Source organism: Prosthecobacter sp. (assembly GCF_049294395.1).
GTDB lineage: Bacteria > Verrucomicrobiota > Verrucomicrobiia > Verrucomicrobiales > Verrucomicrobiaceae > Prosthecobacter.
The window spans coordinates 1-13,349 of record NZ_JBAQCR010000132.1 but is presented as its reverse complement, the minus strand read 5'-3'; the positions used below and the strand labels follow the sequence as shown (position 1 = coordinate 13,349).

Sequence of the window (13,349 nt, the reverse complement as noted above, 5' to 3'; positions counted from 1 at the left end):
ATGAAGCCACCCAACCCGAATCACGGCGGTCTTCCTCCTTGGAAGACGGACGATCTTCCCGCGCCTCTGCCATTCAGTTGGCGCAATGCGCTGCGCACCATCGGGCCGGGGGCCATCCTGCTCGTGGGGGCCATTGGGATGGGCGAGTGGATCGCGGGGCCGTTGTTTGTGGTGCAGCACGGACGCAGTGTGCTGTGGATCGCGACGCTGGCATTTGTTCTGCAATCGCTGCTAAATCTCGAAGCGGTACGCTACACGCTTTACACGGGAGAGCCGGTGCTCACGGGCTTCATGCGGATGCGGCCGGGATCGCGGGTGTGGGGCGTGTTTTATGCGCTGGCAGGCTTTGCGCAGCTCGGCATGCCTGCGGCGGCGGCTGGATGCGCAGGTGTGGCGTTTGCGATGCTGCAAGGGCGTGCTCCGACGGATGCCGATGCGTCGACTGTGACGTGGATCACGGTGGCCCTCGTATTGATCTCGGCCGTGGTGCTCGCCTCAGGCAAAAAGGTCGAGCGACTGCTGGAACGACTGTCGTGGATGATGATCATCTTCATCTTCGGTTTCCTGCTGTGGGTGAACTTCACCTTTGTGCCGCTCAAGGACTGGAGCAGCACGCTGACAGGCTTCTTCTCGTTCGGAGTGGTTCCTGAGAAGGTCGATTTCGTGATGCTGGCAGTGTTTGCAGCGCTCGCCGGCAGCGGCGGCATTGGCAATCTTGCCATCGCCAACTGGTTTCGTGACAAAGGCTTCGGCATGGCTTCCAAAGCGGGCAACATGGGTGGCGTGTGGAGCACGGAGCAGACATTGGCCCCCGTAGGCAGCGTGTTTCCCATCACCGCGGAAAATTTGAAGCGCTGGCGCGACTGGTGGCGTTACGCGATCATTGATCAATCCGGCCTATGGATGCTGGGATGCATCGTGGGCATGTTTCTGATGGTGAACCTGGCCTCGTCGTTGTTTCAACCCGGCATGCAGGTCACCGGCGTCGCGGCGGGTGTGTTTCAAGCGGCAGAGATGCGCAAGCTATGGGAGGGCTTCTGGATTCTCGGCCTCATGAACGGCTTCTGGATTCTGTTTTCGACGACGCTGACGAATGTGGATGTGCTGGCCCGCGTGGTGGCGGACATGGCATGGGCGGGCGGTGCGGTGCCGAAGAAGATGCCGGTGGGGCGGCTCTATGGCCTGCTGCTGCTCGGCTTCACGGTGATCGCGTGCTTCGGCGCATTCCTTGGCGATGCGAAATTGCTGCTCATGATTCTCGGCGCCACCGCCGCACCGATCACTGCCTTCTCCGCGCTGCAAATCCTGCGCCTCAACACCACGCTGCTGCCGCGTGAGTTGCGCCCGCCCCTGTGGCGCAAGATCGCGCTCGTCTTCTGCGCCTTGTTTTACGGCTTCATTTCATTCGCCATGTTCCGCCAGATTTTCTCCCACTGATCCACGTCATGTCACGCATCACCGCCATCGAAACCGCCATTCCCTCCGGCATCATGCCGAATCTGCTGCTCGTCCGCATTCACACGGAGGACGGGTTCATCGGCTGCGGCGAGACGTATTACACACCGCATGCCATCGCGGCGTTGATTCACGATTGGATGGCAGAGCGCCTGCTCGGAGCCGATGCGCTGGCGATTGAAGCGCACTGGCGCTTCATCTATGAGCGCTGCACGCCGTTTGGGCATCCGGGCGCGGAGATGCGCGCGCTGTCGGCCATTGATCTCGCGCTGTGGGATATTCTTGGGCAGGCCTGCAAGCAACCGGTGTACCGCCTGCTCGGCGGGCCGGTGCGTGATGCGATTCCCGTCTATAATACGAGCGGCGGTCCAAGTTACGGCGCGCTGGCGGGTGCCACGGAGGCTCCACGTCATCCGGGCTGGCCGGGCTATGGCGACATCGGCAGCAAGGGACCGTTGCAAGACAACTGGGCCTCTCATTTTGCCGCTGGTGACCTCGCTGAGGAATTGCTCGCTGAAGGCATCACCGCGATGAAGCTGTGGCCATTTGATCGTGCGGCACATCGTAACGGCGGTCTGCACATCTCATGGGCCGATATCGAAGAAGGCATGAAACCCCTGCGGGAGATTCGCGATCGTGTGGGCATGAAAATGGACATCGCCATCGAAGGGCACGCGTTTTTCCAACTCCCGGCGGCCGAACGCATCGCCGAAGCTTTGCGCGAGATCAAACCGCTCTGGCTGGAAGACGTGCTGCGAGTCGACAACGCCGGCACGTTGGCCGATTTCCGTCGCCGAAGCGGCCTGCCCATCGCGGCGAGTGAGATGCTGCTCGGTCGCAAAGAATATTTGAGCGTGCTGCAAGCACAGGCCTGCGACTACTGCATGGTCGATCCCACCTGGAACGGCGGCATCAGCGAGACACGCCGCGTCATCGACATGGCGCAGACCTTCAACGTCCCTGCGACGATTCACGACTGTACCGGCCCGCTCACGCTGTTCAGCGGCCTGCATCTCGCGGCCTCATCGGCCAATGTCGTGTTTCAGGAGACGGTTCGGGCGCACATCCGCTCGTTCTACGACAAGCTGGTCGATACGCTGCCCGTCATCGTGAACGGGAAGGCGCAGTTGCCCACGGGAACGGGCCTGGGGACCAAGTTAAAGGACGATCTGTTCCGTGAAGGAATGAATGGTTGGAGGAAGAGTGTGGCGAAGTAGTGGAGTTCGACAGCCGATTCACAGCTTCGATTTCATCCACGAGTAGAAGCTCGCGCCGATCTGGGCGTAGCCGACGGGATTGGGGTGGACGCCATTGTTGTTCGGATAGCCATCAACAGGATCGAGATTGAGCTCCGTGGGAACAATGAAGATGCCATCCTTCTCGCGATTGGAGAGACGCTTGAGCATGAGCTGGACGATGCGGTGCTGGATGCGCTTCCAGCCCCAGCGTGGATACTTGTCCTTGTAGTTCGCTGTGAAGCCTTCCTGACGCGCATTCGGCGGCGTAGTCAGTCCCACTGCGAGTTTGGCATTGGGCACAGCCTTGTGGAAGGCCGCGAGAAGCTTGTCCGCATTGTCGAGCACCTCGTTGATCTTGGCATCCGGGTTGTTCGGATCGGCACCGAAGCAGTCGTTGATGCCGAGCAGAAAGGTGACGACATCGGGCTGCTGGCCGTCGCAATGCTCCTTGAAGTAGCGCTGCAAATCGAAGGCACCCGTTTTGCCGTCCGCAGCCGGAAAGATAAAAGGGCTGGTCGCCTTGCGAGCCACTGGACCTGCGGCCACTCCCGGAGTCTCCGGCGCGAATTTGGTGAGGAAGTCAGACCACTTCCAGCCACCGTAACCTTCATGCGCGACACCTGGCTTTACGCCTGCAGGTTTGTGAGTGCCTAGCAGCGTGGCCTTGGGATTGCCCGGCAGAGCCAGCAGGCGGGCGATTTCATTCGGGTAAAAGCTCGCATTCGTGAGGCTGTCCCCCACGATGAGCAGGCGCAGCGGCTTGGAGGAAATCGATTTGCGTGGGGAGATGTGCAGCGTCGTCTTCCCCTGCTCCAGCACTTTGCCGCCAGCGTCTTTAACGGTGATGGCAATCGGGTGATCACCCACATCGGCATCACTCGGTGTGAGCGTCCAGCGGCGTTCTTCGTTTTTGCCCAGCTTGCAGGTGAACTCAAAGCGGTAGGCCTCGGGAGTCTCCGTCAGCACGATGTTGTCGTGGTAGATGCTCATCGGCACATCCGGCGTGGCATACACGACGGGAGGCAGAGTGAGCTGAAGATCTCCGGCGAAAGCGGAGCAGGTGAGCGCGCAGAAGAGGCTGAGTATCCGGTACATGCCCTCCACTACGGAGCATCATGAACGAATCGTTCCATGAAGCGCACAATCGCAGACATTGAAAGCTGCCCGCCCGGCGTGGAGGGAAAGTAGTCCATGCCATGCGTTCCCCACGGAATCTCGAGGAAGAAGTGATCGTCGCGATGCGCGAGGCTCGTGCTGAAGCGGCGGCTGTGGCCGATGCCGACGAGAGAATCCAAAGTACCGTGCAGGATCAGCGTGGGCAGGCGGTGCGTGTTCAGAAACTCAGTCGCCGAAGCCGTGCGGTAGCCTTCAGTCACCTCGTGCGGATCGCCGCCCATGTATTGGCGCACGAGGGTCAGGGACTTTAACAAATCGTCAGGCACAGACCATTCGCGGGCGAGATGCATGTTGGGGGTGCCATAGACGTCGATGCAGGCACAGGCACCAAGCTCCGGCATGCCATAAGCACAAGCAGCGGCGATCTGCGCGCCAGCGGACCGGCCCATAAGAACGACCCGATTCACATCAATGCCGAGCTCAGCGGCGTGACTGCGAACCCAGGCGAAGGCATGACGCGTATCCTCAGCCTGCGCCGGCCAGCGGTGTTTCGGAGCAAGACGATAGGCATAGGAACACAGCACATAGCCATGGGAGGCGAGCTCGGTGTTGGCTCCGACAAACTCTCCGGGATCACCACTATCCCAGCCACCCGTGTGGGCGATAAGCAGACACGGCAGCGGCTTCTCAACACCGACAGGCCGGTAGATCACCATATCCAGCGCTTCATCCCCCTCACGCCAAAAGGTACGGCGCTCACACTGCACGCTGAATTTCTCAGCATGCTCCGGCTGCCACAAACGCAGCCATGAGAAGCGCAGCCCCTGCGCCGCTGCAATGCGCGACGCTTGCACGGCAGGAATGAAAAACACGATGGCGAGCAGCAGGCAGACCACCGCCAACCAGCGCGAGGACTGCGCGGCGGGATAAATCAAAAGCAGCGACAAGAGCGCGAGCCAGTGACCAAACTCCGTGGTGGCCAGCTGAAGCAGCCACTGCCAGCGCGTCGGCGACATGATCCACGCGTTCACCGCGAGCAAAGCGAGTATGAGGAGTGCCGAAATGAGAACCACAGTTTTCACGAATCTGGTCTAATCCGCTTCGGACACAATTCTGGATTCAAACACCTCATAAAAAAGGCGCGGATCTCACGACCCGCGCCTTTTGAAACAATGGATTCAGGATCAACCCGCAATCGAGAACACCTCACGGGCATCCGCGATGCTGCCAGTCAGAGCAGCGGCGGCGACCATGACGGGGCTCATCAGGACAGTGCGTCCCGTGGTGCTTCCCTGGCGTCCTTTGAAGTTGCGGTTCGAAGAGGACGCGCAAAGCTGATCGCCGACAAGCTTGTCGGGATTCATCGCCAGACACATGGAGCAGCCTGCACCGCGCCATTCGAAGCCGGCTTCGCTGAAGATTTCATGCAGACCTTCCTTACGGGCGAGCACATCGACGATCTGCGACCCTGGAACCGCGATTGCTTTGACGCCTGCTGCCACTTTACGGCCTTTGATGAACTTGGCCACTTCGCGGAAGTCGCTGAGACGACCGTTGGTGCAGGAACCAATGAAGGCGACATCAATCTTCGTGCCCTTGATCGGCTCACCGGCAGGCAGCTTCATGTAATCAAGCGCGTCCTGAATGGAGATGCGGCCGGGCTCGGTGGTCGCGCTTTCGGCGGTCGGCACGTTTTCGGTCACGGCGATGGCCTGGTCCGGGCTGGTTCCCCAGGTGACCGTCGGCGGCACATCTTCGGCCTTGATGTTGATGACATCATCATAAACGCAGTCGGCATCCGAAGCGACCGCACGCCATTGGGCCACGGTGGTCTCCCAGGCATCACCCGTCGGCGAGTAGGGACGGCCCTTGAGGTATTCGAAGGTCTTTTCGTCAGGATTCACGTAGCCGCAGCGCGCACCGCCTTCGATGCTCATGTTGCAGACGGTCATGCGCTCTTCCATCGACATCGCGTCAACCAAACTGCCGCCGTATTCATAGGCATAGCCAATGCCGCCATTCGCGCCGAGCAGGCGGATGATGTGAAGAATCACGTCCTTGGAATAAACGCCGGGGCGCAGCTGGCCGTCCACATTGATGCGGCGGACCTTCATCTTGCCCAGAGCCATCGTCTGCGTGGCGAGGATGTCGCGCACCTGCGTGGTACCAATGCCAAAGGCAATCGCTCCGAAAGCGCCGTGAGTCGCGGTGTGGCTGTCGCCACAAGCAATCGTGGTGCCCGGCTGGGTGATCCCCTGCTCAGGTCCGACGACGTGCACAATGCCCTGCTTGCCGCTGGAAAGGCTGAAATAAGTGATGCCGAAGTCCTTGGCGTTCTTGTTGAGCTCCTGAATCATCGCTTCGGCGAGAGGATCCGAAAACGGCGAGACCTGGCTGTCCGTCGGCACAATGTGATCGACGGTCGCAAAGGTGCGGTGCGGGTAGGCCACTTTCAGGTTCAAATCACGCAGCATGCCGAAAGCCTGCGGGCTGGTGACTTCATGGACGAGATGCGTGTCGATGAGGAGCTGTGTCTGACCGTTGCCGAGGGTGCCGACGACGTGCGAATCCCAGACTTTTTCGAAGAGTGTTTTGCCCATGATGCGTGCTGATTGGTGGTTTGGAGGGCTGCAAGCCTAGCACGCCCGGCGGAGGGTGCAAGAATGCCTCTTGGCTTTTGCCACCGGACCTGCCAGCATCCGCGCCCATGAAATGGTTCAAAGTTCTCTACGTGCAGGTGCTGATCGGCGTCGTTCTGGGCATCATGCTCGGTTTGTTGTTTCCGCCGGCGAATGCGATCGTCCTGTTCGGTCAGTCCTACAATGCGACCGATCTCCAGCCGCTGGCGGAGATTTTCATCAAGGCGATCAAGATGCTGATCGCGCCGATCATCTTCTGCACGGTGGTGTGCGGCATCGCGAGCATGGGGGATTTGAAACGGGTAGGCCGCGTCGGGTGGAAGGCACTGCTGTATTTTGAGCTCGTCACCACGGTGGCGCTGCTCATCGGCCTTGTGGTGGCCAATGTGATCGAGCCGGGCGCCGGAGTGGAGCATCACGCCTCAGCCAAGGAAACCTCGAAGCTCGTCGAGTACCAGGCCAAGGCGGGAGACACGAGCACCAAGACCTTCCTGATGAACATCGTCCCGAAGACCTTTGTGGGGGCCTTTACGGATGATTCGGTGCTGCCCGCCCTATTTCTGGCTCTGCTGGTGGCCGTGGCGCTGTGCCAGATGGGCGAGAAAGGCAAACTGGTGCTGGATCTGCTGCACAGCGTTTCGGAGGTGTTTTTCAAGCTCGTCGCCATCATCACTCGTGTCGCACCGGTCGCTGCTTGCGCGGCCATGGCCTACACCGTAGGTTCGGAAGGTCCCGGCATGCTCATCAAGCTGGCCAAGGTGCTGGCCTGTGTCTACCTCACCTGTGGCCTGTTTGTGTTCGTAGTCCTCGGCGGCATCGCGCGGTGGAACGGGTTTAGCCTGTGGAAGCTGCTGGTTCACATTAAGGACGAGCTGCTGCTGGTGCTTGGCACGTCGTCGTCCGAGACCGCTCTTCCCCAGCTCATGCTCAAACTCGAAAAGTCCGGCTGTGACAAGTCGGTGGTCGGCGTGGTCATTCCGTCCGGCTACTCGTTCAATCTCGACGGCACGTGCATCTATCTGACGCTGGCGGCGTTGTTTGTCGCGCAGGCCACCAACACGCATCTCACGCTGTGGCAGCAGCTCGGACTGCTGGCGGTATTGCTGCTGACCTCCAAAGGGGCCGCTGGGGTCACCGGGGCGGGTTTCATCACTCTGGTCGCCACGCTATCCACCATCGACACCGGCATTCCCGTCTCAGGCCTGGCGGTTCTCATCGGCATCGACCGCTTCATGTCCGAAGCCCGCGCCATCACCAATCTCATCGGCAACACGCTGGCCACACTCGTCGTGGCAAAGTGGGAGAAGGAGTTCGATGCGGAAAAAGGTAAGATGCTGCTGCGCTAACCCTCACAACTCGATCTTCATCGGCGGCGGTGGGGCCAGCTTGAGCTTGGGCCCATCTTCATCCGGGGTATCAACGGCATCCACGGGAATGGCTTTGCGGATCGGCGTACCATCATCATTCACGGGGCTGGCACGCGGCACGGCCTGCTCGGAATTGTAGGGGTCTTCACCAATCACGGTGAGCGCCTTCATGCGCACAGGTTCGATGTGGACCCAGCGGTTGGACGAAGCAATGAGAGGGGCCGCGCCGAAACCGCTGGCGGGGCTTTGATAGCCAAACTGCTTGATCTCCACCGGCAGACCTTCGCCCGTGTGCAGATTGCAGAAGCCCTCCAGCGGCGTGCCGGGGCGCAGATACTCAAAGTAGGTGGATCGCACGGATTTTTCACGGCCATCCGGCCCTTTGATCTTCTCGTAGCAGTAGTCCGTGGCACGCATGCCGCTGCGCTGGCACATTTCCACCCGCTCCGCCGTCTGTGGCGGCTCGATGTCCTTCGGCATGTACCGTGTTGCGCTGGCATTGACCATGTCCACCCAGACAGGCAGCACGATGTGGTTGGAGAACGCCCCGGGAAAGATGGTCTTCTGTTTGTCGAAGCCCGCCCACACGCCGCAGGTCACCCCGGAGGTGTATCCCAGGAACCAGAGGTCCTTGAATTCGTAATGAGTACCGGTTTTGCCGCCAGCCACAAACTCACCGAGCTTGTAATCACTGACCGCAGGACTGCCCGTGCCGCGGTGCAGCGCGTCCACGAGGCAGGTGTGCGTCTGATACGCGGCGATGGGGTCCATGCTCTGCACGCTGCGCAGCGCCGCCTCGGAGATTTGAAACACCACCTTGTCATTGTTGTCCGTGATGCGCTGGATCAGGTTCAGCTTCTGCGGGCGGCTGCCCAGCGTGGGGAAATTGGAATAGGCCAGGCACATGTCACTCAGCCGCACTTCGCTGGCCCCAAGGAAGGTGGAGGGGTAGTCGCGCATTTCAGAAGTGATACCCGCCTTCTGCGCCACCTGTTTGACCATCGGCACCCCGACGCGCTCGCCCAGGCGAACGGTCGCAGAGTTGCGTCCCTGAACAAGAGCCTCACGCGAACTCATCGGAGCCTGCGTCCATTTGGGGTTGTCCACTTCCGCACCCCATTCACCCAGAATTCCGGTCAGGCCGCCGATCATCACGCGGCGGTTGTCCAGCGGCGCATCATCCACCTTGGTACCTGGGTAGAGCCCGGGACTGCTGAACGCTGCCGCATACACCAGTGGCGTGAAGGCAGTGCCTGCCGGACGCACGCCGTCCGTCGCGCGGTTAAACTGGCTGTCTCCAAAGTCACGACCACCCACCATCGCCAAAATGCTGCCGTCCTTGTTGTCGATCATCAAGGCCGCAGCCTGCAGATACTCTGGCAGTGGCTTGGGGGTGGCTGGATCAATTTCACCCCGCTTCATGCGGGCACGGTAGTCAGCCAGAATCGCGCGGAACTGCGCAAAGGTCTGGTGCTCATAGCCCGGACGCTTCTCCACCTCGGCCATGCGCTTGCTCACCGCCTCCTCCGTGGCCTTTTGCAGATCCTGGTCGATACTGGTGTAGATGCGGAAGCCGCCGATGGAGGCACGCTCCTCACCCACAAGGTCCACGACCTCACGCCGCACGGCATCAAAGACATAGCTCAGACGCGGGTCCGTGCTCTGCGGTGCAGTCACCAGCGGCCTTTTCTTGAGCTTTGCGGCTTCGTCCTTCGTCAGCGTACCTTCAATGGACATGCGCTCCAGCACGTAATTACGCTCTTTCATCGCACGTTGGGGGTGCTTGATCGGCTGGATGTTGTTCGGGCTCTTGATCAGTCCGACGATTGTCGCCGCTTCCTCAATGCTCAGCTCTTTGACATCCTTGCCAAAGTAGCCGCGCGCCGCTGCCTGCACGCCGTAGAAATTCACCCCGAAGAAGATGCGGTTCAGGTAGAGCTCCAGAATCTCCGCCTTCGAGAAATGCTTCTCGATGCGCTGGGCGATGAATGCCTCCAAAATCTTGCGCTTGTAGCTGCGTTCCAACAGCTTGAACGTCTGCCGGGCAAGCTGCTGCGTGACCGTGCTCGCCCCCTGCGTGACCTCGCGAGCCACGATGTTTTCCTTCACCGCACGCAGCAGACCGATGTAATCGACCCCGTCATGTTTGAAGAATCGCGAGTCTTCCTGCGCCACCAGGGCATCAATCAAGTGCTGCGGCACTTCCGTGATCGGCACAGGGGTGCGGTTCAGCACGTAGAGGCGGGCCATTTCATCGCCGTCACGGTCAAAAATGATGCTCGCAGACTCCAGCTTCTTGAGCTCCTCAAGGTCATACTTCTCGGCATCCCGCCGCAGCGGTGCCACGATCACGCTGTAAACGCCAAACACTGACACAACGCAGAGCAGAGCAAAGGCCACGAGCGCACTGAACCAGCCACGGCGGTAGAACGGCAGTTTTAGGCCGGCTTCGCCACGCCAGTTGCGTACAGGCTGGGGATCGGGATCATCACGGAACATGGCTTGGTAAGAAAGTAGGGTGGTAAAACTACCCGTCCTTCACAATCCGCGCCAGTTCTTTCCCGTGCATCGAATGTCTTCCCTTCCCCAGATTCTGCGAGAAAAGCTCGCCGCCTCCCCATCCGGCCGTCTGCCCTTTGCACAGGTCATGGATCTGGCGCTTTATCATCCTGATCATGGTTATTATGGAGCCGGTCCGCGCAAAATCGGCCGCCAGGGCGATTTTTTCACCAGTGTGAGCGTCGGGCCGTTGTTCGGGAAACTGCTGGCTATGTACGCTTTGCAGGAATGGCAGGCGCTGGGCGAGCCAGAGGATTTCACGCTCATCGAACAGGGTGCCCACGACGGCCAGCTCGCTGAAGATGTGTTGAGCGCCCTTGACGGCAGTCCCCTGCGCTACCTCATCGTGGAGCCCAACCCGAAATATCGTAAAGCTCAGTTCCAGCGCCTCGGTGATCGCGTTCAGTGGGTGGAAAGCCTCTCTGCGCTCAAAACCGGCCCCAAACACGGTTTTTTCCTCTGCAACGAGCTGCCAGACGCCTTTCCAGTGCATCTCGTCCGCTGGAACGGCGAACGCTGGGAGGAATTATTCGTCGAAACCGACGGCACCGAGGCCTTCCGCTTCATTCCCGGCGGCTGCTCCTGTGAGGAACTCGAGGCAGAAGTGAAACACCTGCCCCACGATCTCGATACCGGCCACACCCTCGAAATCAATCTTGCCATGCTCACGTGGATTCGCGCCTTGGCGCATGCGGCATTTCACGGAACCATCTTCATCGCCGACTACGGTCTGGATGCGGAGGAATTCCACGCCGACTCCCGCGCCGATGGCACCATCCGCCGTTACCGGCAGCACCAGACGGACGGCAGGGTTTTGGCAGACCTCGGCGAATGCGACCTGACCACGCACATCAATTTCACCCGCCTGATTGATGAAGCCGTGCGCCATGGACTCTCCCAGCGCGAATACGACCTGCAAGGCCGCCTGCTGGGCCGCATGGCGATGAGCTGGATCCAAAGCCTCGAAGGCAGCCCTCCTGACGCCGCCACGATGCGCCAGTTCAATTCACTCACGCATCCAGCCTTGATGGGTCGCTCGTTTCGGTGCCTCATCTTGGAAAAGTCAGCCCGTTGATTCATGGCACGCGTATTTCGGCCATGAAAAAGTTGCTCGCCCTCATCAGCGGTCTGGTTGTCAGCGCCATCGGCATCACCGCCTGCGCCACATCGCGTGCGGGTTATGAAACGGCTCCGTACAAAGTCATCCGCACGGACGTCGCCTTTGAGATTCGTGAGTATCCCGAGCTCAAAATTGCCACCACATCTCGTGACGCAGACAATTCCAGCTTCATGCGGTTGTTCCGCTACATCGACGGCGGAAATGCCGCCAAAGAGAAGATCTCCATGACGACACCGGTCTTCATGGTGGATGGGAAAATGGCCTTCGTAGTACCAGATAAGCACAAGAAGGATACTCCCGCCCCAGCCTCTGCCCAGGTGACAGTGGATACCATGAAAGCGCGACGAGTGGCCGTGCATCGCTTCAGCGGCTCCCAAACCAAGGAACTGGAACAGCAGGCTCTGTCGAAACTGAAAACCTGGATGCAGCAGAACAAGCTTCAGGAGGCTGGCGCACCCTTCAGCGCCTACTACGACCCGCCGTGGACACCGGGTTTTCTGCGCCGCAATGAAGTTCTGGTTCCCATCCCTCCTCAATAATTCTCATGCGCATCGGCATCACAGGAGCGACGGGCTTCATCGGCAGGCATCTCAAAGAATATGCAATCGACCAAGGCCATGAGGTGATCGCGTATTCACGCAGGCCGGGGTCGGGCCTGACGCAGCCTAAAGAAGCACCGCATGCGCTTCCTGAGACGCCGCTGGATGCACTGGTTCATCTCTCGGGCGAATCACTGATGGGACTCTGGACGCAGGACAAACGTGATCGCATCTGGAATAGCCGCGTGGATTTCACCGAGTCCCTGGTCGCGCACCTCGCCACCTGGAAAGCCGAGAACCGGCCCAAGGTGCTGGTTTGCGCCTCCGGGGCCGGATTTTATGGCAACAGCGGAGCCGATGCCGTGGATGAAACATCGCCGCGTGGCGAAGGCTTTCTGGCAGATGTCTGCGCAGGCTGGGAATCAGCGGCGCATCGGGCCGAAGCTCTCGGCATGCGCGTCATCACCTCGCGCACGGGCATGGTGCTGGGCCGCGACGGCGGGGCGTTTCCACTGCTGCGGCGGGTGTTTGCCTGCGGCCTCGGCGGCAGGCTGGGTTCAGGGCGGCAGTGGATGTCCTGGATACACATCGATGATGCGGTTCAGATTCTCCTCCAGGCGATCACCACCGAAACCGTGAGCGGCCCGCTGAATCTATGCGCGCCAGAGCCAGTCACGAATGCGGAGTTCACCCAAAAGCTGGCAGCAGCCCTGCATCGCCCCGCCTTCTTTCATGCACCTGCCTTCGCCCTCAAACTGCTGCTGCGCGGCATGGCGGACGAAATGCTCCTGGGTGGGCAGCGAGTGATTCCGCGCGTTGCCACCGAGATGGGCTTCGATTTTGTCCACCCGACACTCTCCGGCGCTTTGGCCTCGCTGGTCTGAAGGAAGCCGGTTTACAGTTGTTGACGGTTGTTTTCCAAACCACAGTCAACGACTGTAAACCACCGTCAACTTCCTCGTCCCTCATGGCATCCCAGCAGACCACCATCGGCATCATTTACGATTACGATCAGACGCTCAGTCCGACGTACATGCAGGATGAGACACTCTTTCCACACTTCGGAATCAACCCCGAGCAGTTCTGGAAGCGCAGCCGCGAACTCGTGAATCAGGAGGGCTACGACGGTGAACTGGCCTACCTGAAATGCATGCTGGACTACCTCGACATGGACCGGCCAACGAACGAGGATCTGCGGAAGCTGGGCGCAAAGCTGAATTTTTTTAAAGGCGTGCCGGAGCTTTTCGACGAACTGAACAAAGTGCTGAACGACCAGCACCGTCTGCTCGGTGTGAAAATCGAGCATTACATCATCT

Annotated in this window: 10 protein-coding genes and 1 pseudogene; 7 read left to right on the top strand and 4 right to left on the bottom strand. The window is 60.0% G+C overall.

Annotated features, from left to right (window positions below):
• A complete protein-coding gene (locus WAW39_RS08775; RefSeq protein ID WP_422317863.1) occupies positions 1-1,437 on the top strand; it encodes an Nramp family divalent metal transporter in 1,437 nt (478 codons plus the stop codon).
• A gap of 8 nt (positions 1,438-1,445) precedes the next feature.
• A complete protein-coding gene (locus WAW39_RS08770) occupies positions 1,446-2,672 on the top strand; it encodes a mandelate racemase/muconate lactonizing enzyme family protein (protein ID WP_422317861.1) in 1,227 nt (408 codons plus the stop codon).
• A gap of 18 nt (positions 2,673-2,690) precedes the next feature.
• Here WAW39_RS08770 and WAW39_RS08765 read toward each other — a convergent pair whose 3' ends face one another.
• The 3 genes from WAW39_RS08765 to leuC all read right to left on the bottom strand — a co-directional run bounded on the left by WAW39_RS08765 (position 2,691) and on the right by leuC (position 6,409).
• The gene (locus tag WAW39_RS08765) at positions 2,691-3,788 is read right to left on the bottom strand and encodes an SGNH/GDSL hydrolase family protein (protein WP_422317859.1); all 1,098 of its coding nucleotides are present in this window, start codon (positions 3,786-3,788) and stop codon (positions 2,691-2,693) included.
• Between the two features lie 8 nt (positions 3,789-3,796).
• Complete coding sequence (locus tag WAW39_RS08760; protein WP_422317857.1) at positions 3,797-4,891, bottom strand: alpha/beta hydrolase fold domain-containing protein; 1,095 nt, start codon at positions 4,889-4,891, stop codon at positions 3,797-3,799.
• Between the two features lie 102 nt (positions 4,892-4,993).
• Entirely contained in the window at positions 4,994-6,409 is a 1,416-nt protein-coding gene (gene leuC / locus WAW39_RS08755) for a 3-isopropylmalate dehydratase large subunit (RefSeq protein ID WP_422317855.1), read from the bottom strand.
• A 107-nt stretch (positions 6,410-6,516) separates the two neighbouring features.
• Here leuC and dctA point away from each other — a divergent pair, with 107 nt between their 5' ends.
• Positions 6,517-7,794, top strand: coding sequence for a C4-dicarboxylate transporter DctA (gene dctA / locus WAW39_RS08750; protein WP_422317853.1), 1,278 nt, complete (start codon positions 6,517-6,519; stop codon positions 7,792-7,794).
• 3 nt (positions 7,795-7,797) lie between these two features.
• Here the strand turns inward: dctA and WAW39_RS08745 are convergent, their stop codons facing one another.
• Positions 7,798-10,314, bottom strand: coding sequence for a transglycosylase domain-containing protein (locus tag WAW39_RS08745; protein ID WP_422317851.1), 2,517 nt, complete (start codon positions 10,312-10,314; stop codon positions 7,798-7,800).
• A gap of 73 nt (positions 10,315-10,387) precedes the next feature.
• On the opposite strand from WAW39_RS08745, the gene WAW39_RS08740 reads away from it, so the two are divergent.
• From WAW39_RS08740 to WAW39_RS08725, 4 genes and pseudogenes are all read left to right on the top strand, one after another.
• Positions 10,388-11,449, top strand: coding sequence for a class I SAM-dependent methyltransferase (locus tag WAW39_RS08740; RefSeq protein WP_422317849.1), 1,062 nt, complete (start codon positions 10,388-10,390; stop codon positions 11,447-11,449).
• A 23-nt stretch (positions 11,450-11,472) separates the two neighbouring features.
• A complete protein-coding gene (locus tag WAW39_RS08735) occupies positions 11,473-12,033 on the top strand; it encodes an SOUL family heme-binding protein (RefSeq protein ID WP_422317847.1) in 561 nt (186 codons plus the stop codon).
• Between the two features lie 5 nt (positions 12,034-12,038).
• Positions 12,039-12,917 carry a TIGR01777 family oxidoreductase gene (locus WAW39_RS08730; RefSeq protein ID WP_422317845.1) on the top strand — a complete coding sequence of 293 codons (879 nt, stop codon included), beginning with the start codon at positions 12,039-12,041 and terminating at the stop codon, positions 12,915-12,917.
• Positions 12,918-13,000: 83 nt separating this feature from the next.
• Positions 13,001-13,349, top strand: a pseudogene (locus tag WAW39_RS08725) (haloacid dehalogenase-like hydrolase); the annotation flags it as partial.